The organism is Chitinophaga sp. LS1, from assembly GCF_034274695.1.
In the GTDB taxonomy this organism is placed as follows: Bacteria; Bacteroidota; Bacteroidia; order Chitinophagales; family Chitinophagaceae; genus Chitinophaga.
Map to the genome: position 1 here is coordinate 3787281 of NZ_CP128362.1, position 22041 is coordinate 3809321.

The 22041-nt window shown below is 43.5% G+C and carries 20 protein-coding genes; 13 read left to right on the plus strand and 7 right to left on the minus strand.

The window, feature by feature from the left end:
• Window positions 1-32: 32 nt before the first annotated feature.
• The 4 genes from QQL36_RS15680 to QQL36_RS15695 all read right to left on the minus strand — a co-directional run bounded on the left by QQL36_RS15680 (window position 33) and on the right by QQL36_RS15695 (window position 4147).
• Window positions 33-1133, minus strand: coding sequence for a M42 family metallopeptidase (locus QQL36_RS15680; RefSeq protein ID WP_321570210.1), 1101 nt, complete (start codon window positions 1131-1133; stop codon window positions 33-35).
• Window positions 1134-1196: 63 nt separating this feature from the next.
• Entirely contained in the window at window positions 1197-2027 is an 831-nt protein-coding gene (locus QQL36_RS15685) for a UbiA family prenyltransferase (RefSeq protein WP_321570211.1), read from the minus strand.
• A 22-nt stretch (window positions 2028-2049) separates the two neighbouring features.
• Window positions 2050-3588, minus strand: coding sequence for an acyl-CoA carboxylase subunit beta (locus tag QQL36_RS15690; RefSeq protein ID WP_321570212.1), 1539 nt, complete (start codon window positions 3586-3588; stop codon window positions 2050-2052).
• A 118-nt stretch (window positions 3589-3706) separates the two neighbouring features.
• Window positions 3707-4147 carry a hypothetical protein gene (locus QQL36_RS15695; RefSeq protein WP_083722791.1) on the minus strand — a complete coding sequence of 147 codons (441 nt, stop codon included), beginning with the start codon at window positions 4145-4147 and terminating at the stop codon, window positions 3707-3709.
• A gap of 184 nt (window positions 4148-4331) precedes the next feature.
• On the opposite strand from QQL36_RS15695, the gene QQL36_RS15700 reads away from it, so the two are divergent.
• Complete coding sequence (locus QQL36_RS15700) at window positions 4332-5315, plus strand: acyl transferase (RefSeq protein WP_321570213.1); 984 nt, start codon at window positions 4332-4334, stop codon at window positions 5313-5315.
• On the opposite strand, the gene QQL36_RS15705 is transcribed toward QQL36_RS15700, so the two are convergent.
• The gene (locus QQL36_RS15705; protein ID WP_083722789.1) at window positions 5312-6037 is read right to left on the minus strand and encodes a hypothetical protein; all 726 of its coding nucleotides are present in this window, start codon (window positions 6035-6037) and stop codon (window positions 5312-5314) included. The genes QQL36_RS15700 and QQL36_RS15705 overlap by 4 nt on opposite strands.
• Window positions 6038-6565: 528 nt before the next feature.
• On the opposite strand from QQL36_RS15705, the gene QQL36_RS15710 reads away from it, so the two are divergent.
• On the plus strand, window positions 6566-8161 hold the full coding sequence (locus QQL36_RS15710; protein ID WP_321570214.1) for a gliding motility-associated C-terminal domain-containing protein: 1596 nt from the start codon (window positions 6566-6568) through the stop codon (window positions 8159-8161).
• Here QQL36_RS15710 and QQL36_RS15715 read toward each other — a convergent pair.
• A complete protein-coding gene (locus QQL36_RS15715) occupies window positions 8133-8528 on the minus strand; it encodes a response regulator (RefSeq protein ID WP_083722787.1) in 396 nt (131 codons plus the stop codon). The two genes, QQL36_RS15710 and QQL36_RS15715, sit on opposite strands and share 29 nt — an antisense overlap.
• 9 nt (window positions 8529-8537) lie before the next feature.
• Window positions 8538-9275: a HAMP domain-containing sensor histidine kinase gene (locus tag QQL36_RS15720; protein ID WP_321570215.1), complete on the minus strand. Its 738-nt coding sequence runs from the start codon at window positions 9273-9275 to the stop codon at window positions 8538-8540.
• A 423-nt stretch (window positions 9276-9698) separates the two neighbouring features.
• On the opposite strand from QQL36_RS15720, the gene QQL36_RS15725 reads away from it, so the two are divergent.
• The 11 genes from QQL36_RS15725 to QQL36_RS15775 all read left to right on the plus strand — a co-directional run bounded on the left by QQL36_RS15725 (window position 9699) and on the right by QQL36_RS15775 (window position 22041).
• A complete protein-coding gene (locus QQL36_RS15725; protein ID WP_321570216.1) occupies window positions 9699-10385 on the plus strand; it encodes a response regulator transcription factor in 687 nt (228 codons plus the stop codon).
• Between the two features lie 225 nt (window positions 10386-10610).
• A complete protein-coding gene (locus QQL36_RS15730) occupies window positions 10611-11342 on the plus strand; it encodes a polysaccharide biosynthesis/export family protein (protein WP_321570217.1) in 732 nt (243 codons plus the stop codon).
• 117 nt (window positions 11343-11459) lie between these two features.
• Window positions 11460-13838, plus strand: a complete 2379-nt coding sequence (locus tag QQL36_RS15735) for a polysaccharide biosynthesis tyrosine autokinase (RefSeq protein ID WP_321570218.1) — start codon at window positions 11460-11462, stop codon at window positions 13836-13838.
• Between the two features lie 185 nt (window positions 13839-14023).
• A complete protein-coding gene (locus tag QQL36_RS15740; protein WP_321570219.1) occupies window positions 14024-14566 on the plus strand; it encodes a UpxY family transcription antiterminator in 543 nt (180 codons plus the stop codon).
• A gap of 10 nt (window positions 14567-14576) precedes the next feature.
• The gene (locus QQL36_RS15745) at window positions 14577-15596 is read left to right on the plus strand and encodes a mannose-1-phosphate guanylyltransferase (RefSeq protein ID WP_321570220.1); all 1020 of its coding nucleotides are present in this window, start codon (window positions 14577-14579) and stop codon (window positions 15594-15596) included.
• 9 nt (window positions 15597-15605) lie between these two features.
• Window positions 15606-16547, plus strand: coding sequence for a GDP-L-fucose synthase (gene fcl / locus QQL36_RS15750; RefSeq protein ID WP_321570221.1), 942 nt, complete (start codon window positions 15606-15608; stop codon window positions 16545-16547).
• 38 nt (window positions 16548-16585) lie between these two features.
• Window positions 16586-17920, plus strand: a complete 1335-nt coding sequence (locus QQL36_RS15755; protein ID WP_083722779.1) for a UDP-glucose dehydrogenase family protein — start codon at window positions 16586-16588, stop codon at window positions 17918-17920.
• A 29-nt stretch (window positions 17921-17949) separates the two neighbouring features.
• The gene (gene gmd, locus QQL36_RS15760; protein WP_321570222.1) at window positions 17950-19047 is read left to right on the plus strand and encodes a GDP-mannose 4,6-dehydratase; all 1098 of its coding nucleotides are present in this window, start codon (window positions 17950-17952) and stop codon (window positions 19045-19047) included.
• 9 nt (window positions 19048-19056) lie between these two features.
• The gene (locus QQL36_RS15765) at window positions 19057-19332 is read left to right on the plus strand and encodes a hypothetical protein (protein ID WP_321570223.1); all 276 of its coding nucleotides are present in this window, start codon (window positions 19057-19059) and stop codon (window positions 19330-19332) included.
• Window positions 19333-19543: 211 nt separating this feature from the next.
• Window positions 19544-20548: a polysaccharide pyruvyl transferase family protein gene (locus tag QQL36_RS15770; RefSeq protein ID WP_083722776.1), complete on the plus strand. Its 1005-nt coding sequence runs from the start codon at window positions 19544-19546 to the stop codon at window positions 20546-20548.
• Window positions 20549-20550: 2 nt separating this feature from the next.
• Complete coding sequence (locus tag QQL36_RS15775) at window positions 20551-22041, plus strand: oligosaccharide flippase family protein (RefSeq protein WP_321570224.1); 1491 nt, start codon at window positions 20551-20553, stop codon at window positions 22039-22041.

Here is a 22041-nt window from a genome sequence, read left to right on the forward strand (position 1 = left end):
AGTATGAATGGATTAGGTGTCTAAACACCTAATTACAGGTATAGGAAGTTTGTTTTTGGTGTAATGTTTAGTAATGTATTGTAAATCAACAATATAGTGTTCTCTATGTCGTCTTTCTTCACCATTTCTACCGTAGTATGCATATACCGCAGTGGTAAACTGATCAATGCAGAAGGTGTACCATCATTCGCATATGCAAATGCATCTGTATCTGTACCGGTACTGCGGCTTACTGCATGCAGCTGGTGAGGAATATCATTCTTCTTCGCTGTTTTGATGATCAGGTCACGGAGAATGTTGTGTACCGCCGGACCATAAGTAATGCTTGGACCAGAACCACACCTGATTTCACCTTCAATATTTTTGTTGATCATTGGCGTAGTGGTATCGTGCGTTACGTCAGTGATGATCGCAACATTGGGCTTGATGCGTTTTGCAATCATCTCAGCACCTCTCAGACCTACTTCTTCCTGCACTGCATTCACGATGTACAGACCGAAAGGCAGCTCCTGCTTCTTTTCTTTCAGCATACGGGCTACTTCTGCAATCATAAAACCACCAATACGGTTATCGATGGCACGACATACATAATAGTCATGTGACAGCTCTTCAAAGCCATCTTCGAACGTCACCACACAACCTACATGGATACCCAGTTCTTCTACTTCCTTACGGCTACGTGCACCGCAATCCAGGAAGATGTTGTCTACCTTCGGTTGTGGCTCTTTGCCTTCTGTGCTACGCATACGTGTATGAATAGCCGGCCATCCGAACACGGCTTTTACAGTACCATTTTCAGTATGAATATTCACTCTCTTGGATGGCGCGATCTGCTGATCAGAACCACCATTGCGGATCACATAAATCAACCCTTCAGGAGAAATATAATTTACAAACCAGGAAATTTCGTCGGCATGTGCTTCTATCACAACTTTGAAAGGTGCTTTGGGATTGATCACTCCCACCGCAGAACCATATGCATCTACAAAGTACTCATCAATGTAAGGCTTCAGATATTCCAGCCACAGTTTCTGTCCTTCCTTCTCAAAACCAGTAGGGGAGGGATTATTCAGGTAATTCCGCAGGAACGTAAGCGCGTCCTTGCTTATTACGGACTTTTGCTTTTTTGACATGCTGTTAATGTAATTTATGGCACAAAAGTAAGGAAAAGCTATTACGTGTATAGACCTTAATTATCAGGCAACCACTGCTATGTAATGTAGCACGGCCGATAACATAACCAGCCCATCCAATACAAAGTAATAGTAATAATCCGATCTTGTGTTGAGTGTATATTTAGTAAGTAAAGCAGTAATGACGATTGGGATCAACAGGTAAAAGGTAATGATATCGCTGCATACCAAAAACGCAAATACAGCCGATATCAGCAATGAAAAGAAATACAATCTCATCAACTCCGGCTTACTAAGCCATGTGATGAGTGAACGGATCCCCTCTCTTTTATCCGACTCTACATCCCGATAGTCAAACAGTATGCACAATGCATAGATTATAAAGAACCGGTGTACGATATAAAGTACAGCCTGCGTGGTAAAGTGTGCGCCTGACAAAAAGATGGGTAGTACATTCGTGACATATACCCATACCGCCGTCAGGAAGATCGTTTTACCAATAGCAATTTTACGCAGCCAGGTAAAAGGAGGAATCGGAATTTTAGGAGCAGAATACAAAAAGGTCAGAAAGGCGGCGCCACTGAGTTCCAGCCAGTAGGCCTTCAGGTCCCAAAAATAGATGGCAGCACCTATGCCGCCGATAATAGCGAAGACGAGTTGCAGGTTCTTATGCCGCACTCCCCACTGTAATCGTGGCGAAGATGAATACTCGGCAGGCGTAAGGTACCAGTGAAAATTATAACTACATATCGTCGAGAAAAATGCGAATTTATAATAGTCAATATTGACCGGATGTAAATTCAATAAGGTGTTCGTTTGCCATATAAGTAATATGGCACAGAGCGAGACGTAAACCGACGAGAATAATAAAAAATTAGTGAATGCCCTGAACATAGTGGGATGCAATTTACAGCAATCACAATGGAATATTTCCATGTTTTTTGCGTGGCAGCGTCACCACTTTATTCTCTAACATCGCAAACCCTTTGATCAGCTTGATCCTTGTCTGTTCCGGCATTATTACCTCATCTATGTATCCTTTCTCGGCTGCTAAATAAGGATTGGCAAACCGTTCTGTATACTCTGCAACCAGTTCGTTCATCCTTGCTTCAGGATCTGGTGCTGTATCAATTTCTTTTTTATAAATAATCTCTACCGCTCCCTTTGGTCCCATCACTGCAATCTCTGCCTGTGGAAAAGCAAAGTTGAGGTCGGCCCCGATATGCTTAGAGTTCATCACACAATAGGCACCACCATAAGCTTTGCGGGTAGTTACCGTAATTTTGGGTACGGTGGCTTCGCTGAGTGCAAAGAGTAGTTTTGCCCCGTTGGTAATGATCCCATTCCACTCCTGATCTGTTCCGGGCAGAAATCCGGGTACATCTACCAGCACCAGCAATGGAATATTAAACGCATCACAAAAGCGGGTAAAACGGGCTCCCTTTACCGAAGCCTTTATATCCAGTACCCCCGCCAGGTGTGCCGGCTGGTTGGCCACAATACCAATACTTCTACCTGCAATACGGGCAAAGCCTACTATTATATTCTCTGCATAATTCGCATGTACTTCAAAAAAGCTATCCGTATCCGTCACTTCAGCGATCACGTCCTTCATATCATAAGGCTGATTACTGTTTGGAGGAATGATGGTATTCAGCGCTACTCTCTTTTCATCTGCAGGTGTATAAGGATACTTCGGTGCATCTTCTTCACAATTCTGCGGTACATAAGTAAGTAGTTGCCGGATGTTCTGAATACATTCCACTTCATTGGCGCAGCTAAAGTGTGTCACACCGCTTTTCGATGCATGGGTATGTGCACCACCCAGTTCTTCAGAAGTGACTTCCTCATGTGTAACGGTCTTTACCACATTAGGTCCTGTTACGAACATATAAGAAGTCTGTTCCACCATCAGTATAAAATCGGTAATAGCAGGGGAATATACAGCGCCGCCGGCACAGGGTCCCATGATGGCCGAAATCTGTGGTATCACACCCGAGGCCCGGGTATTGCGATAAAAGATATCTGCATAGCCGCCCAGGCTCACGACCCCTTCCTGTATGCGTGCACCGCCACTATCATTCAAACCAATTACAGGGGCACCATTCTGCATAGCCAGGTCCATGATCTTACAGATCTTGCGGGCATGGGGTTCAGAAAGGCTCCCCCCATAAACAGTAAAATCCTGTGAAAAAACATAAACGAGACGGCCATTGATCGTACCAAAACCGGTGACTACGCCATCTCCCGGAAAAATTTCCTGGTCGGTGGTCAGACCACGGTTGCGATTATGTACAAACATATCCAGTTCTTCAAAAGAACCTTCATCCATCAGTAATTGTAATCTCTCACGGGCTGTAAGTTTTCCTTTTTTATGCTGCGAGGCGATACGGGCTTCGCCTCCGCCGAGCATAGCTTCGGCTATTTTGTTTTGGAGTTCCGTGGTTTTGTCCATTGTATCAAGGTGTTAAATAACGCGCGAACACTAAATATCGGGGAAAAAAACAAAAAAAACGCTTTTGCCACAGGCAAAAGCGTTTTTTTAAAAAGGTATATAAAAAGATATTGAACTATTATTCGTAGACCACCTGTACTTTAGGTGTCACAATGGTATCGCTGTAATTACCGGCATCATCCTGAATATATACCAGGTAATGTACGCTATCCTTTGCGACCGGGTTCGCCCCGATTTGCGGGAAGTCGGTCGCAGTCAGGTGAAGGATCACCTCAGCTGTCAGTTTGGTACCCTTGTGCGCATCCAGACTTGGCATTGGCCTTCCGTCAAAGGCGGTATCCTCAGGAGCGGTGTCGTATATAGCGGCAAAATTGAAGGTGTTTTCAATGTCTCCGTCTCCGTCTGAGACGTCGAAAGTCACGTCCATACCGGTAGATGCGGATACGGGGGAAGAAGAATATGATTTAAACGTAATCACTGGTTTCGTACCCAGGGAATCTTTTTTACAGGCGTTGATAGCCAGTAAAGAGAAGAGGGATAAAAAAGCTATTTTCTTCATATAACAAACCTACATTATTTTTTTAACTCTTGCTAATATACGGAGTTGCTCTCCTTAACGGATTATGCCCCAAAACAGGGGTTTTGCATCCGGTAGGAATGCGTTCCGATTGTAATAACGTCCAATATTCATTTTTTGTTACGTCTTTCCCCCTAACTTTGTGTGGTTTTACTAATCAGTGTATATGAGTGGCATTTCTACAGCAGCAATATTTTCTTCAGACGGGTCGGACCTGGAAGCGTTGTCCCTTGAGACCTTTCGTTTTCAGTATCGTGAAAATGCATTATATCGTGCTTATACAGATGCTTTGCACATTCAACCGGGCAATGTCCGCTCTCTGGCGCAAATTCCTTTCCTCCCTATTCAGTTCTTCAAAACCCACCAGGTTACCTGTGGCACTTTTGAACCCCAGCTGATCTTTGAAAGCAGTGGTACCACCCAGACGATCAACAGTCGTCATTTGGTGAAAGAAGCGGCTATCTACGAGCAGAGCTTCCTCACGGCTTTCGAGCGGTTCTACGGTCCGGTTACGGATTTCGTGGTTGTCGGCCTGCTGCCTTCTTATCTGGAAAGAAAGCACTCCTCCCTCGTTTACATGGTACAGAATATGGTACAGCGCAGCGGTCATCCCGCCAGCGGTTTTTACCTGTACGAACACGATAAATTATATCGCCAGCTCCAGGAACTGGAAGCCCGTGGTCAGAAAACCCTGCTGATCGGTGTCACCTTTGGTCTGCTGGACTTTGCAGAGCAATATGCCCTGCAACTGAAAAATACCATCGTCATGGAAACCGGTGGTATGAAAGGCAGGAGAGAAGAATGGACCCGCGACCAGGTACACGTTTTCCTGAAGGAACGACTGGGGTGCAGCCAGATCCATGCAGAATATGGGATGACTGAGTTACTCTCCCAGGCATACAGTTATGGACAGGGTTTGTTCAACATCCCGCCATGGATGAAAGTACTGGTCAGGGATGAAAATGACCCCTTCCAGCTCTATACTGAAAAAGCTGCCGGCGTGATCAATGTAATCGACCTTGCGAATATCTATTCCTGTTCCTTTATAGCAACAGAAGATATAGGCCGCTTGCATGAGCATGGCACTTTCGAAGTATTAGGGAGACTGGATAATTCTGCTTTAAGGGGATGTAGCCTTATGGTTAGTTAAATGTTGATTAATTGTACCCTATTCAATAAAGTTGCTGTTCCTGTTCCTGGTGTACTGAGTTCCTGCATATATGGGAAGCTCTCGTGATCCATTCCAAACTTTTCCATGAGGTACAGGTCTAGTAAAGTTATTGAGGGTGGATGTTGAGAATACTTCGATAAAAACTCCTTAAAATCATCCAGTTCATGATCTGGTAATAATGTTAAGGCGATCTTCTGTTGCGTAGGCGAAGCGCCTGGATATTGCAGAATTTCTAATACCCGCCTGCACATATGAGGCGAGAAAACAGCGTTATTGGCCCGGAGGAAATCCAGGCAGAAATACTCCACTGTAAAATCTTCAAAGAGACCTGCACTCAGCTCATCTTCGCCGATATTGGTCCAGGTAGCCCATTCAACTAATTCCCCCAGTGTAATTTCTTCCGCCAGCAGGGCACTGAGATGGTGTATCAGTCCTGCGCGTGTAGGAACCGTATCCGCATCGTAATTGATGTGGGTAACGATATCTGTGTAAAAATCTTCATTCATTTCCCTGGCAATGCTGATAAGCTGATAAGTAACGTCGGTTGATGCGATATTACTTAAATGCAAAACATCTGCAGTTTCTGAGATGATTTCAGGTCGTGTTTTGGTACCCTGTAACCATGATTTGATCAGGGAGATGAAGTAAGTGCTTGTTATGGACTGTGTCTGTTTCTTCATACTTACTTTCAGGCCTGGCATAGGTGCCTCTGTTTGCAATTTATCAAAAATAGGGGGAAGCGAAAAGTTAAAGGTCTGGTTTTACGTTTATTTAATATGTATCGCTGAGAAGGTATGTCTGTACAAGGTTTCTATATGGCTTTCTGAGGGATAACCCGCCTATAAGCCGCCTATAACCCGTCTATAAGCCGTAGATATCCCGCATCTATAAAGGGGCGGGATATCTACGGCTTATAGGCGGATCATATATTTTTTACCTACGGGATAGCCTGAAAGCTATGCTATATTTGCTGTATTACTCAAACAAGGGAATTCTAACAATCTCGTCAGTTCAAGAAAATCACTTCTTAATATATATTTTATTTAAATATATTGTATATTTGTTTTACCTGAGAATGCAATAGCCAATAAACCTTATAAAGGATTCAGAAATTGGGATCACCTCCCAATTTCTGAATCCCTACCTATGAAAATGAATGATTCCTTGCTCCAATACCACGGGCATAGAATGTTGTTGGCTTTTCATCCGTTATTTAAAAATCGTATCCTATGTCATTGCCTGTATTTACAAGAATACGGGTAACACACCGCTATATCCATATAGTGCGTGTGATCACCCGTGTTTTGTGTGTCTTAACATTGAATGTTTGTATGCATCAGATTGCCAGTGCCCAGGTAATTGAGCTGAATAACCCGTCAATGGAAGGAAATATTGGAAGGGATAGTGTGCCTACCGGTTGGATAGCGGCGTCAAACACACCTGATGTATTACCCGGCCCGCTCAACATTTTTAAGCGGCCCTCCGATGGTAAAGCTTATACTGGCCTGCATAGCGGCCCTGCTTACAGGGAGGGGCTTGCACAGTTACTCGCCGCTCCATTGCAGAAAGGACTGGCCTATGTTATCTCTGTAGACCTGGCCTATTCACCAAAATACCTGCAGGCTGCCTGCAATGGTAACCTTACCATTTATGGAGGCAATAGTCCCAGGGATACCGCACAGCGACTCTGGTCGTCCGGTCCGTTTACAGATACGACCTGGAGCCGGTATTATGCCATACTTGAGCCAACAGCTAATTATAAATATATATCCATCTGGGCAGATCCGTCACAGACCTGCACAAAGAGTGATATTGGTACAGCTGTTCTGATTGATAACTTCTCCAACATCCGGCAGGTGATAAAGACTACACTGTCGGCTACGCCGAGTTGTAACAATGCCAGTACGGGTACTATACAGGTCACGCCGGTAGATTATGGTACTACTTATACCTATCTCTGGACACCGGGCAATTACACAACGGCCAGGGTAAATCAATTACCACCCGGTGAATATACGGTAGTCGTCACCGCCGAAAATGGTGCGACGGGGGGAGGCACTGTTACAGTGGGCATGTCTGACCTGACTACGACACTCACAACAATTCCATCTACCTGTAACGGTCGTCACAATGCAGAAATTCATGTATCCGTTTCAGGTGGTATGCCTCCTTACCGGTTTGTATTGGATGATAATACACCTGTAGGCGATTCGGTATTTACAGGGTTAGATGAAGGCAGGTACCAGGTGTATGTAAAGGATGGACAGATCTGTACCGATACCCTCACGGCGTTGCTGCGCGACCCCGAACCACTTGTATTGAAAGAAATAACAGTAAAACCCTGTAGTTGTGGTGAAACACAGGATGGAAAAATAGCTTTACAGATTGAAGGCGGCACACAGCCTTACAAATACCGGATAGAAGGTGGCACCTGGCAGCAGGACAGCGTTTTATACTCACTGAGAGCAGGGCACTATATATATGAGGTAGCAGATGCCAATGGTTGTGAGATTGGTGGGAGTGCTAATATCACTTCACCCTTGCATAACTGTATTGTGGTCATGCCGACTGCCTTCAGTCCGAATGGTGATGGTAACAATGACCTGTTCAAACCCAAAGTATACGATTTACTCTCTCATTATGAACTAAGTGTATACAACCGCTGGGGAGGCCTGGTATTTCGTACCAATGATCCGCAGGCAGGGTGGGATGGAAGTGTAAAAGGTATCATACAGGATCAGCAGGCATTTGCATATGTCTGCACCTTCGATGACGGGAATAATGAACATAAAGAGTTCAGAGGGTCAGTGGTGCTGATCCGCTAGTGGTTTGTAACAGTTGCTGGATACTGGCATTCAGATTGGCAAACAGGAACGGTTTGTTAATATAGGCCGATGCGCCCTTTTCAATGGCCAGGCTTACTTCTTCAGTGGCGGATCTTGCGCTCAGGATGATGACAGGTATATAGCGTAGTTGTTCATGCGCCCGAAAGGCTTCCAGTAACTGATAACCATTCAAGACAGGCATATAAATATCACTGATCACCAGGTCAGGCAGGTGTTCAGTGGCCATGTGAATGCCTTCTTCCCCGTTACCGGCGGTGATGACCTGATACTGATGTAGTTCCAGCAGGCTTTGTATTGTATCTCTCAAACCTGGTTTATCCTCTATCAATAAGATGGTATGTTGCATAGCTTTTCTCTATAGAGAATCAGAATAATATAGAAAAGTAAGTGTGAATGTACTGCCTTCACCAGCAACACTATTTACAGTAATAGTGCCATTATTTTCCTGTACAAAAGTTTTAACAATTGATAGCCCCAACCCAGTACCTCCTATCTCATTTACATTACTCGCCCTGAAAAAAGGTTGAAAAAGTTGCGGCAGATCATCTGCAGGAATCCCAATACCATCGTCTATGATCCTGATCACTACCTGGTGATGTTCGAAATCGACTTCAACTACCGGGGCTTTCTCTCTTGAAAATTTAAACGCATTGCTCACGAGGTTCACAAAAATTCTGTTCAGCTGATTGTAATCAGCATAAATGCACTGCGGTATACCGCTAACAATAAGTTCGAAGCTACGGGTATCTTCCGGATCTGCAAAGTAATTTGATCGCAATGTTATGAGCAATTGAACAACATCTATGATTTGTTTATTCAGAGTCATACGACCGGACATAATGGTATTGATGGTAAGCATCTCATCCAGCATATTATTGAGGCGGAAAATTTCGGTGGTGATACGTGATAAATTTTTCTCATAGAAGGCATCCATTTGTTGGTTGCTATGTAGTCTTGCAGCCAATAGTTCTACTGATGCGGATATAGCTGTCAGCGGTGTTTTAAATTCATGCGATGTAATAGCAATAATATTGCTTGCGTTATTAAGTAAGTTCGCAACATCATTAGATGAAGTAGTATCTATATTTTTCATTTGTTTATGGTTAACGTGCAATTGATGAAATGTGGTATACACGATCTGTAGAAAATTGTTTACATGGAAATTAATGATATATTAATCACAATTTCGTGTCTTTGAAATCATCTTTCTAAAACAAGATAGGTAATTACCCCCTAATTTTAAAGTTGAATTGTGTTTTAAAAGAGATTAGTCATAATTTGCCTGTAATATTGGATTGAACAATTTTTTGTCACAGGATGTTATTAAAATAGACACATAGATTTTTTTAAAATAGCTACAGTAGAATAGTGGAAGATTAAGAGTAATGTATAAAGTTCTGTTTAATCATTAATTAAAAATTCATATCCGACACAAATATTCTGGAATCATTTTTGTTCATATAAAATGTATTAGACCATGTCATATTGAAAAAAAAACCAAGTTAATTAATCACCTATGATCAACATCGGAATTATAGAGGATAACTATTTCCAATTGAATAATTACCGGGAGTTTCTCGAAGATTTTCAAGAGTGTAAAGTTATCTTTGCTTGTAAATCAATGGAGGAGTTCAGAGAGCTTTCCTTTAAAGAAGCAGATGTCAATGTCATTCTTCTAGACATTTCGCTGCCAGGAGAGTCGGGTATACAGGGCATGCATGAATTGCGCCGTATATATCCTGACGCTAAAATCATCGTCTTATCAGGGCATGATGGAAAGCATTATGTTATAGAGTCGATTCGAAAAGGTGCTAATGGATATATCATTAAGACCAGTCGTCTGATGGAAATCTATCATTCAATATTAGATGCCATCAGTGAGGGAAGCACATTGTCACCCAAAGCAGCACATTTGTTGATTAACCATATTAATAAAGATCCCTTAGAAGATATAAGACACAAGCTGACAAAGCGGGAATATGAACTACTCGCGTTGCTCAAAGAGGGCTACTCATATAAGGAGATGGCAGACAAGTTGTTTGTAACTGTCTTTACTGTCAACCAACATCTCAAAAAAGTATATCAAAAGCTGAATGTTGCTACAAAATCGGAGTTGATTTCAAAAATCTGGTCGAAAAGTCTTTGTATATCCTTTTTATTTGTAGGTTTTGCAGGATTTTGTTCAAATCAGTTTTTCGCATGATAAATCGTGTGGCTTGAATAAGCACTACTATCATAAGTAGGCACGTTTTGGGTATATCATCGAATTATACTCTAGTAAGTAATATTGCTGTAGGACATGATAAACTAATATTGTCCTACGGAAAGCACGGAAGAAAAAACCTTCAAATAATAAATTGGAACAATGTTTTTATGTAAGGATTATTTACCCCGATTTTTTTTTCCGGTACTTATCTGCTGTTTCTTTATGTCTTGTGTTAGTACAAAGCAGTCAGTATATTTTCATGACTTACCTGACACTGTATTGGCACCCATAAAAGGAAATCTTGAGCCGGTTATTCAGAAAAATGACATTCTGCAAATCACGGTTAGCTCAATGAACGTGGAGGATGCAGTTATCTACAACACGCCAAGTATGGCCGCAGTGGGAGGGGTCGCCAGCAGCGGCCCTCAGGCAACCGGATTTTTAGTAGACGATTCAGGGTATATACAATATCCCGTATTGGGCCAGGTGAAAGTCACAGGTCTAACCAAGGCCCAGCTGTCAAAATCAATACGGGATCAACTCACGGAACGTAAATTGCTCGTAGACCCGGTGGTGAGTGTTCGGTTTTTAAATTATCGTGTAACCATTATAGGCGAGGTCGCCAGGCCTCAGGTAGTAAACGTTGGAAGTGAGAGGGTCACTATTCTCGAAGCACTGGGATTAGCAGGCGATATTACGGTATTCGGGAAGAAAGAGAACGTAATGCTGATTCGTGAAAGTGATGATGGGACCAGAACTGTGAAAAGGCTCAACCTGAATGACCGGTCACTTTTATCATCGCCTTATTATTACCTGCACTCTAACGATGTAGTGTATGTGGAACCTAATAAGGCCAAGGTGGCAAGCACCAATACGGCGCGGCAGATAATACCGATTGTCCTTAGTAGTCTCTCACTGGTGGTAATTATTTTAGATCGGTTAGTCTTTAATTAGAATATAAAAATATATCGACATGATTTATCGGAAAACCATGTGACGAGATTAGATTGGTCTTGCTGAGTGTAATGTACTTATTAACCCCATTTTTTATTAAATAGTTGGCTGAATTACATGCAAAGAAAGAAAACAGATATTCGTAAACAGCAGGAAGATCAGACTGATCTGCTGGATCTGATTAGGAGCCGTTATCAGCCTTACTGGCCATTATTTGTGCTTGCTGGTCTGATTGCGTTTGCAGGTGCCTTTGTATACCTGAGATATGCTACTCCTGTATACAAAGTGACAGCTGCATTGCTCATAAAAGATGATACGAAGGGTATGGATGGCTCAGTGCTTTCTTCTCTGGATATCTTCGGATCGGGTAAGCAAATAGATAATGAAATCGAAATACTTAAGTCTAAAACACTTGCAAGACAAGTAATTCAGCACCTGAATCTTTATGGCGAAGTAGTAGATGATGGCAAGATCAGGGATGTGGTAGTCTATCACCAGACACCCGTGAGAATGTTATTTCTGGAACCAGATCATATAGCGCCACTTGAGAACAGAAAGTTGCCGCTCAAAGTAAATGATGCTACCCAACAGGTGTCTATAGGTAATATTACCTATCACATGGGTGACACCGTTCAAACACAATGGGGTAGGATGGTTTTCCTGCCTGGCAATGTGAAAGATGATGTCAGGCACAATTATTTTTTGCATGTCTCCGGAGATAAAGTACTTACTTTACAAATGATAGCTAATCTCAAAGTAGGACAGGCTAATAAACAAGCGAACGTGATCAGTCTGGAATACAATGATGTGGTACCTGCCAGGGGCGAAGCTGTGCTGAATGAATTGATGAAGGTATACGATGCTGCAGCCATCGGTGATAAGAATAGGATGAGTGCTAAAACCATGGCATTTGTAGAAGAACGCCTTCGGATCGTGACCAATGAGCTGGGGCAGGTAGAAGGTGAAATCGAAAAGTTCAAAACGAATGAGGGTTTGGTCGATATCAGTGAACAAAGTAAGATGTTCCTGGAGAGTGTAAAGGAGAATGATACTAAACTGACAGAAGCAAACATGCAGTTGTCCGTTTTAAATTCAATCGAAGATTATGTAAAGGGCAGAAAAGAAGATGAAAATATGGTACCGGCTACATTTGGTTTAACAGATCCTGTGTTGCTGGAACTTGTGAACCGGCTTTCCGAAATCGAAATGCAGCTCGCACGTCTGAAGAAGACGACGGGTGAAAATAGCCCGCTGTTATCCAGTTTGCAGGATCAGAAAAAGAAGCTGACACCTGCCATCCTGGAAAATGTGCGCAGTCTGCGTGCAAACCTGGAAGCAGGCAAGCAAAAGCTGATGATAGATAATGTGAAGTATAGCAGCATTCTCAGAACAGTACCCAGCAAAGAAAGAGCACTGTTGTCCATCAGTCGTCAGCAGGTGATCAAAAATAACATTTACACATTCTTGCTGGAAAAGAGAGAAGAAACTGCCCTACAATATGCTGCGGCTATTTCAGACAGCCGTATCGTAGATGCGGCAGAAGCTGATTCCTTCCCGTTCAGTCCAAGAAGGTCAATGATACTTGGTCTTGCAGTATTAGGAGGTTTGGCTGTGGTAGCCGGATTTATATCTGTCAAAGATATATTTAACAGGGAAGTATTGTTCCGTGCTGACATCGAAAAGGCTACAAGTGCACCGATACTGGGCGAAATCATGCAGGACGACAAAGCCCATCCGATTGCCATCACTGATGGTCGACGTACGGCAGTAGCGGAACAATTCCGTGCCCTGCGTACATCCCTCAACTATGTAGGCATTAACGGGGCAAATAAGACCATTATGATTACTTCTTCCATATCAGGTGAGGGAAAGAGCTTTATTGCCATCAACCTGGCTATAAGCCTCTCTTTGATGAAAAAGAAGGTTGTGTTGCTGGAATTTGACCTGCGCAAGCCCAAGGTAAGTAAGATGCTGAATGTACCACATACGCCCGGTATCACCAATTACCTGATCGATCAGGCGGTAATCGGTGATATTCTGAAGAAACCCTTAGAAGGGAATGAGTATTTCTATATGCTTTCATCCGGGGTGGTTCCTCCGAATCCTGCCGAGTTGATCCTGAATGGCAGGCTGGAACAGTTGTTAGCTTCGCTTAGTGCCACTTTTGATTATATCATTATCGACACCGCTCCGGTAGGTCCGGTAACAGATGCCCGCCTGCTGGCACCATTTACAGATGCAACCTTGTTTGTGGTACGCCACCAGCGCACGCCTAAGTTCCACTTAAAAATGATCGACGAATTTTATCATTCGCAGGAACTTGGTAAACTGAATATTGTATTCAATGGTATCAAAATGCGGGGTATACCAGGTTACTCCTATGGTTATGCCAATGGTTACGGCTATGGTTATGGCAATGGTTATGGCTATGGTTATACCGACGAACATCAGAACGGTTCAATAAAGAAGAAAGGATTAAGCCGGCTTTTTAAATAAGCTGCGTTACACACACCAGAACGTTCTGATCCTATACAGATCAACATTTAGAGACATCCATCAAGACACTCATGGGACTGAGGAGGCGAAGCCATGCCTTCTGATCAAAAGACCATGCCCCCCCCTGTCTTTATAAATTCCCCCCCAAATGCATTTTCGATTTTTTAACCGTTAAAACCATTCCCATGGAAAAGAGTCAGAATTTCTGGTATGCAGTGTATACCAAACCTAGATGGGAAAAGAAAGTTGCAGAGTCATTGATTCGTAAACAGGTCGAAACCTATTGTCCCATCAACAGAGTTACTCATCAGTGGAGTGACCGTAAAAAAGTGGTGGAAGAGCCGCTTTTTAAATCTTATGTATTTGTTCGTATTCCAGAGACGATGAAAACGACCGTGCGTGAAACGGCGGGTATTGTAAACTTCGTATACTGGCTGGGTAAACCAGCTTGTATTCCTGAGCATGAGATTGATCTGATCAAGCGTTTTCTGCATGAATATGACAATGTAGAAGTAGAAAGTTTTCCAATTCATCAGAACGACCATATCCAGATCACTGCTGGCCCACTCATGCATCAGCGTGGCAGGGTAGTGGAGTCAGGAAAAAATACGGTGAAAGCTGTATTATACAGCATGGGATTTGCCCTTACCGCTACTGTCAGGAAAAGCGAACTGGTGCTTCTCAACAGCAATCAATTCAGGCAACAGCCTTCTAACGTTTCGCTTTAACTCCCTCTCCATGCAACATATTCTCCTTTGTGGTGGGTCTGGTACCCGCCTCTGGCCGCTGTCTAACAAACAGACGCCTAAACAACTATTGCCGTTATTTGACGGCCAGAGCCTCCTGCAACTGACCTGGCAACGCAATGCGTTTGCCTGCGACAGTGTACTGGCCATTGTAAATGAGCAACAGATTACTACCGTTGCAGATCAGCTGCAAAATTCCGGTGCTGCACATGCACGCTGGATTGCTGAACCTGTAGGTAGAAATACCGCTGCTGCCATAGCTTTAGCTGCCTTCATCGCCGATCCGGAAACAATTCTCCTCATTACACCAGCGGATCACCTGATTGGTACGCCAGATATCTATGCCCAGAACGTGTTCATGGCAGAGAAACTGGCTGCTGACAATCACCTCGTAACTATCGGGCTACAGCCTACCTATCCTGAAACAGGCTATGGGTATATACAATACGATGCTTACGATGTAGTACGATTTACTGAAAAACCGGATATCGTAACTGCCGAAGCAATGCTCAACAGTGGTGATTACCTCTGGAACAGCGGCATCTTCTGTGGAAAAGCAGGTGTATTGCTGGAACAGCTGCAACAATATGCTCCAGCTATTTACACTGCTGCTGCCATTGCTGCTGCTGAATACCTGGAAACAGGCCGCATCCGGCTATCTACCATGGAAGCAATTCCTGCTGACAGTATTGACTATGCAGTACTTGAGAAAAGCAATATTGTAAAAGTGGTACCCAGTACAATGGAATGGAGTGACGTAGGGGGATATGAAGCACTCGCAGATGCACTTGCCAAACACTACCAGTACAGCAATCACCAGGCTGTCTTTATCCAGAGCGACCCTGTGAACAGCATGGTCCTTGGCAAAGATAAGCTGGTTGCTCTCGTAGGCGTGGAAAATGTAGTAGTGGTGAACACGCCTGAAGCCCTGCTGATTCTGCAAAAAGGGAAAGGCCAGGAAGTGAAACAACTGCACCAGTGGGTAAAAGAAAACAGACCTGAATTACTTTAAATCAATACTATGCAACTAAACGATAAAATATATATAGCAGGTCACCGCGGCATGGTAGGCGGTGCAATCAAAAAAAGATTGCAGACTTTAGGTTACAACAACCTGCTCACCCGTAGCTCCGTTGACCTGGACCTGCGTAACCAGGCCGCTGTAGATGAGTTTTTTGAAAGCGAACGACCTGATTACGTATTCCTCGCAGCTGCAAAAGTGGGTGGTATCTATGCGAACAACACTTACCGTGCAGAATTCCTGTACGATAACCTGATGATGGAAGCCAACATTATTCATGCTGCTTACAAACACGGTGTGAAAAAACTGCAATTCCTGGGTAGCTCCTGCATCTATCCGAAGATGGCCCCACAGCCACTCACAGAAGATAGTCTGCTTACAGGACCCCTCGAAATGACGAACGAACCATATGCCATCGCCAAGATAGCAGGTATCAAACTCTGCGAAGCTTACCGTGATCAATACGGTTGTAATTATATCAGTGTGATGCCCACAAATCTGTATGGCATCGGTGATAACTATCATCCTGAAAACTCACATGTTTTACCTGCCCTGATCCGCCGCTTCCACGAAGCAAAAGAAGCGGGCAAGAACAGTGTAACTGTATGGGGTAGCGGTACCCCACGTCGTGAGTTTTTGTTTGCCGATGACCTGGCTGCTGCCTGTGTATACCTGATGCTGCACTACGATGGCAAAGAACTGGTCAACATTGGCACCGGCGAAGACCTGAGCATCAAAGAACTGGCTGAAACGGTGAAAGAAGTAGTATGTTATGATGGCAAAATTGTATTTGATCCATCAAAACCTGATGGCACTCCACGTAAACTGATGAATGTTTCCAAACTGCATAGCCTGGGATGGAAACACACGACTGAACTGAAAGAAGGATTAGTACAAGCATACGCGGATTTCCTCAGGAAACGTCATATGGCCGTTAGCTGAGTTTTTTTATTGCTCACAATGTTAATCAATGTAAACTGATGAAAGTAATCGTAATAGGCACAGGATATGTCGGGTTGGTGACCGGCGCATGCCTGGCAGAAGTAGGAACAGAAGTAGTGTGTGTGGATGTGAATGAAACAAAAATCAGGAACCTCGATCGTGGTATTCTTCCCATCTATGAACCTGGACTGGAAGAACTTGTGACCCGCAATGTAGCCAATGGCAGACTGTCTTTTAGTACTGACCTGGCAGCGGTGATTCCGGGTGCTGCCGTTGCATTTATAGCAGTAGGCACGCCTCCGGGTGAAGATGGTAGTGCAGATCTGAAATATGTATTGCAGGTTGCGAAAGAAATAGGACAGTCTATGACTGACTATCTCGTAGTGGTGACAAAATCTACTGTACCTGTAGGTACGGCGGTGAAAGTAAACAGGGAGATCAAACAGGCTGTACTTAACCGCGATGAACTCCTTGATTATGATGTGGCTTCTAATCCTGAGTTCCTGAAAGAAGGAGCTGCGGTGCAGGATTTTCTGAAACCTGACAGGATCGTGGTGGGAGTGAACAGTGGTAAGAGTAAAGAGATACTGGAACAACTGTACAGACCTTTTTTACTGAATGGAAGACCGATCATTTTCATGGACATCGCATCTGCAGAAATGACAAAGTATGCAGCGAATGCGATGCTGGCAACGAAAATTTCTTTTATCAATGATATTGCTAACCTCTGTGACCTTGTTGGCGCAGATGTAAACATGGTAAGAAAAGGGATTGGCTCTGATGCACGTATTGGTACCAGCTTTATTTATCCTGGTATTGGATATGGTGGTAGCTGTTTCCCAAAAGATGTGAAAGCACTGGTGAAAACCGGTAAAGATTATGGGCATACACTGCGCATACTTGAAGCGGTGGAAGCGGTGAATAATGATCAGAAGCTGGTGATGTTCGACAAGATCTCAAATCATTATGATGGTGATTTGAAAGGGGTCGTATTCGGTATCTGGGGCTTATCATTTAAACCCGGTACGGACGATATGCGTGAAGCAGCAAGTATCGTGCTGATCAATGCCTTGCTGGAAGCGGGTGCCATAGTAAGAGTATTTGACCCTGTGGCAATGGAAGAAGCAAGAAAGACATTGGGCGATACGGTGATATGGTGCGAAGATATGTACCATGCGGTGGAAGGTGTGGATGCGGTAGTACTGGTGACGGAGTGGAATGATTTCAGGTTGCCGGATTGGAATAAGATGAAGGGGATTGTGGTGTTTGACGGAAGGAATATTTATGACTTGCCTTATTTGAAGAAGAAAGGAATAGTGGCTTACGGTATTGGAACAGCACAGCCGACAGAGATCGAATTTATTACTAAATAAAAGCTTTAATTCTTTAAAAACTATATAATATGAAAGTGGCCTTAATTACCGGTGTTAACGGACAAGACGGCGCCTACCTGTCAGAATTTTTATTAGAAAAAGGATACATGGTACATGGTATCAAACGCCGTGCTTCCCTTATCAACACGGATAGAATCGACCACCTGTATCAGGATCCCCACGATCCGAACGTGCGTTTCAAACTGCACTACGGCGATATGACCGACAGCACTAACCTGATTCGCATCATCCAGGAAACGCAACCTGACGAGATCTACAACCTGGCTGCTATGAGCCATGTAAAAGTAAGCTTTGACACCCCTGAATATACTGCTAACGCTGATGGTATCGGTACCCTTCGTATTCTCGAAGCACTCCGCATCCTGAAGCTGGACAAAAAGACCCGCGTGTACCAGGCCAGCACCTCAGAACTATATGGTCTGGTGCAGGAGGTGCCTCAGCGCGAATCAACACCTTTCTACCCACGTAGCCCATATGCAGTAGCAAAACTATATGCTTACTGGATCACGGTGAACTATCGTGAAGCCTATGGCATGTTCGCCTGCAATGGTATCCTTTTCAACCACGAAAGTCCGCTGCGTGGCGAAACCTTCGTAACCCGCAAGATCACCCGTGGTGTAGCTGCGATTGCACTCGGTCAGCAGGACAAAATGTACCTCGGTAACCTGGATGCACGCCGGGACTGGGGGCACGCAAAAGATTATGTAGATGCGATGTGGAGGATACTGCAACAGGATACCCCTGAAGACTATGTGATCGCAACGGGTATTACTACACCTGTACGTGATTTTGTGAAAATGGCTTTCAACGAACTGGGTATCGAACTGGCATTCTCCGGCAAGGGTGAAAAAGAAGTGGCGATTGTAACTGCCTGCCGTAATAAGGAATTTGTGTTGCCAATCGGTAAAGAAGTAGTAGCAGTAGATGCGAAGTACTTCCGTCCTACAGAAGTAGAATTACTGATCGGTGATCCAACCAAAGCACAGACAAAACTGGACTGGCACCCTAAATATGACCTGCCTGAACTGGTAAAAGAAATGGTAGCTGCCGATGTTGAGCTGTTCCGCAAAGATTCTGTTGCACAATTTGAACATCTCATCGGTTAATAAATATATGTGGCGAAGCTATTACCGGTAAAGACCAATCTTTCCTTTCTCGATGGCTTTCGTGGGCTGGCAGCTCTGTACGTTGCTACAGGGCCTGCCCCCTGGCTGCTGTGGGAGGGAGGGGAGAGTTTCAGGCAGGTGGGGAATGCGTATGGTGTGATCGGCAAAGCATTTGCATTAGGTATGTCTATGTGCAGGTTTGGACTCGATATACAACTTTTTTATTTGATCTGTTTTACTGACGGTATACTTGATAATCTATGTTACTATTATAATTTATTGTAGCATTTTTTTTTAGTGAACTGAATATTACTGCAAACTAACAATGGTTATATCAAAAACCTTTGTATTGTTAGGTCGGCTGTTGCTATTGTCACACTTGTTGGCATATGCTTTACATTGTTTCCCTGAAAAACCTTTTATGTCAACCTTTAAGCGCGTTCTAATCAACCACCCGGAAGTTATGCCGGCGATGGTGAAATAAATATCTATCTATATGAAAATTTTAGTTGAAAATTCTACCTGGAATAACATCGGTGATGGGTTTTACCAGAGTGCACTTTTTGTATTAATTAAAAAACTGTATCCGGAAGCCAATGTATTAATGGAAGAGGGGCCTATCTTCAGAGCATTTCGCCCGAAGAGTGACTGGCAAAGAAAGAATGCCCTTCATATGATGAATCATCAATTTGCTGATCTGCATATTTTTTCAGGTCCTATAATTCGCCAGATACTGACCAATTATAAAGATAAGATCAAACAGATCAAAGAAAAAGGGGAGCAGTATGCACTTGTTAGTGTATCAAGTGCAGGTATCTCTGATTCTTTGCACACTGAAACGGGAGAATTTTTTCAAAAATATCCGCCGTTGTTCTTATCATCCCGGGACCAGGATACTTATCTGAAGTTTAAAGATTATATAAAGAATTCTTACAACGGTATATGCACCGCTTTCCTGGTGAATAAAATGTTGCCTGTAGATACACTGGATAAAAATTTCAAATTTTTTATCAGCAGTTTTTACAGGGAACTGGAACCGGTCTACAAAGTAAATGGAGAGGTGGAAATAACGAACTTAGAGCTGGAGCGTAAAAAGACATTTTGGGGACTCAATCACCGTTTTAGCCGCCACCTGAACCGCTTTCGACCTGTGCAGGAAGCTGTAAAGGAACATAAGATTGTCAGAGTTAACCAGGAAGTGTCTACAAAGTTTAATCATATCAATTTTGCATTACCTAATTCGTTTTTGAGCTATAATCTGCTTTCTTACCTGGCCTTGTATAAATCGGCAGACTTCACGGTATCAGACAGGGTACATTCCTGTGCAGTAAGTCTCGCCTTTGGTAAGCCTGCCCGATTGCTGACCAATAGTCTGAGGGCGGGTATTTTTAACAGACTAGGCTTTGATCATAAGCAGAACAATGGCATCATGTATCCTAATCTTGATATCATTGATTCAGAAGCGGAGAAATTATCTTCATTCATTAAGTCATCTATTTAGTTTTGAGCAAAACGAATCTTTCCGGAACACATGTATTTAACAGCATCAGCTGGATGCTGATGCAGACAGGAGCAACAAAGTTAACCTCCATCTTAGGTCAGATTGTTTTGGCATGGATGCTGGAGCCGGCGCAGTTTGGTCTTATCAGTCTGGTGTACACCGTCACCAGCATTGGTCTGATCATTCAGCAGTTTGGGTTGAACGATGTATTGATCAGACGGCAAAGGGCCTTCACCAACTGGCTTCCTTTATCCTTTGGCATCTCATGGGTATTCGGATTTGTTTCCTGTATTTTTTTGCTGGTGCTGGGTTATGTTGGAAGTCTGGTGTACAAGGATCATAACATTTTCGTTCTGGTAGCTTTCTATGCATTGACTACACCGTTAGACGCACTGAGTGTAATTCCATTGACCAAGTTGCGCATAGAGTTAGATTTCAAAACGCTCTCGGTAATCCGGATCATGGAGACTGTGCTGACGATGTTTATGACGGTAGCACTGGCTTATATGGGTTTTGGGGTATACAGTTTTGTCATACCACCACTTGTTGTTTCAATTATCTTTTTGATTGTAAAATACCGTGTTACACACCTGAAGATTCATTTTAATATACACCTGCGCCGCTGGAAGTACCTTACCGTAAGCAGCTCCTGGTCGCTAATAAATTCTATTGTACAGCGGGTCATGGATCAGGCAGACTATATCGTACTGGGGCTTTGGGTGAGTAAGGCAATAGTAGGTATTTATTATATGGCTTTTAGCTTGTCGATACAGGTTATTGGCTTTGTGGCCAATAACCTGCCCAGTGTATTGTTTCCAAGCCTGGCTTCGATTAAAGATAGCCAGCGAGCCAAGGATATGTTCAAAAAAAGTGTGACTTATCTGTCTGTATTTGGTGCAGCATTCGCCATCTGGCAGGGAGCTACTGCTTACTGGATCGTTCAGGTGTTTCTCTCTGCAAAATGGGTACAGACCATTTCATTGGTAGAAATACTGTCTGTAGGTATGGCTTTTCGTGCGGTAGCATGGCTCTGGTCTACACCCTACAGGCTAAAAGGGATGTTTGCCGGTATGGCTAGGCAATCCTTTTATGGACTGATTGTCATGGTGATTCTGGTTTTATCTGGTACACTGCTTTGGGGGGTGCATGGCACGGCTGCAGGCGTATCGATTTTTTATATATTTATTAGTCCAATCTGGTTATACAATGGTTTTAAACTTTTGGGTGGTACCTGGAAAGAAACAGTGCAGGTATTTGTGATACCGATTCCTTTAGCGATGCTTTGCTATGGTAGTTGTTGGTATTTCTTCAGATTCCTTTATCTGGGTGCTAACCCGGTCACAGCCATGATCCTTATTTCTGTGGTCGGTTCAGGATTTTATACGGGTGGTATATACCTTGCTATGCCAGATACATTTGCAGAGATCAAAAGATTACTGTTCGAAAAATTCCCCGTTGTCAACGGAGTTAAACGCTTGCTCACAAGGAACTAA

Excerpts from the sequence above, each read along its gene's own strand:
- QQL36_RS15690 (WP_321570212.1), bottom strand. The coding sequence starts at position 3,588 with ATGGACAAAACCACGGAACTCCAAAACAAAATAGCCGAAGCTATGCTC.
- QQL36_RS15770 (WP_083722776.1), top strand. The coding sequence starts at position 19,544 with ATGAAAATTTTAGTTGAAAATTCTACCTGGAATAACATCGGTGATGGG.
- QQL36_RS15695 (WP_083722791.1), bottom strand. The coding sequence starts at position 4,147 with ATGAAGAAAATAGCTTTTTTATCCCTCTTCTCTTTACTGGCTATCAAC.
- QQL36_RS15730 (WP_321570217.1), top strand. The coding sequence starts at position 10,611 with ATGTCTTGTGTTAGTACAAAGCAGTCAGTATATTTTCATGACTTACCT.
- QQL36_RS15680 (WP_321570210.1), bottom strand. The coding sequence starts at position 1,133 with ATGTCAAAAAAGCAAAAGTCCGTAATAAGCAAGGACGCGCTTACGTTC.
- QQL36_RS15755 (WP_083722779.1), top strand. The coding sequence starts at position 16,586 with ATGAAAGTAATCGTAATAGGCACAGGATATGTCGGGTTGGTGACCGGC.
- QQL36_RS15740 (WP_321570219.1), top strand. The coding sequence starts at position 14,024 with ATGGAAAAGAGTCAGAATTTCTGGTATGCAGTGTATACCAAACCTAGA.
- QQL36_RS15715 (WP_083722787.1), bottom strand. The coding sequence starts at position 8,528 with ATGCAACATACCATCTTATTGATAGAGGATAAACCAGGTTTGAGAGAT.
- gmd (WP_321570222.1), top strand. The coding sequence starts at position 17,950 with ATGAAAGTGGCCTTAATTACCGGTGTTAACGGACAAGACGGCGCCTAC.
- fcl (WP_321570221.1), top strand. The coding sequence starts at position 15,606 with ATGCAACTAAACGATAAAATATATATAGCAGGTCACCGCGGCATGGTA.
- QQL36_RS15710 (WP_321570214.1), top strand. The coding sequence starts at position 6,566 with ATGTCATTGCCTGTATTTACAAGAATACGGGTAACACACCGCTATATC.
- QQL36_RS15745 (WP_321570220.1), top strand. The coding sequence starts at position 14,577 with ATGCAACATATTCTCCTTTGTGGTGGGTCTGGTACCCGCCTCTGGCCG.
- QQL36_RS15685 (WP_321570211.1), bottom strand. The coding sequence starts at position 2,027 with ATGTTCAGGGCATTCACTAATTTTTTATTATTCTCGTCGGTTTACGTC.
- QQL36_RS15705 (WP_083722789.1), bottom strand. The coding sequence starts at position 6,037 with ATGCCAGGCCTGAAAGTAAGTATGAAGAAACAGACACAGTCCATAACA.
- QQL36_RS15720 (WP_321570215.1), bottom strand. The coding sequence starts at position 9,275 with ATGAAAAATATAGATACTACTTCATCTAATGATGTTGCGAACTTACTT.
- QQL36_RS15700 (WP_321570213.1), top strand. The coding sequence starts at position 4,332 with ATGAGTGGCATTTCTACAGCAGCAATATTTTCTTCAGACGGGTCGGAC.
- QQL36_RS15735 (WP_321570218.1), top strand. The coding sequence starts at position 11,460 with ATGCAAAGAAAGAAAACAGATATTCGTAAACAGCAGGAAGATCAGACT.
- QQL36_RS15725 (WP_321570216.1), top strand. The coding sequence starts at position 9,699 with ATGATCAACATCGGAATTATAGAGGATAACTATTTCCAATTGAATAAT.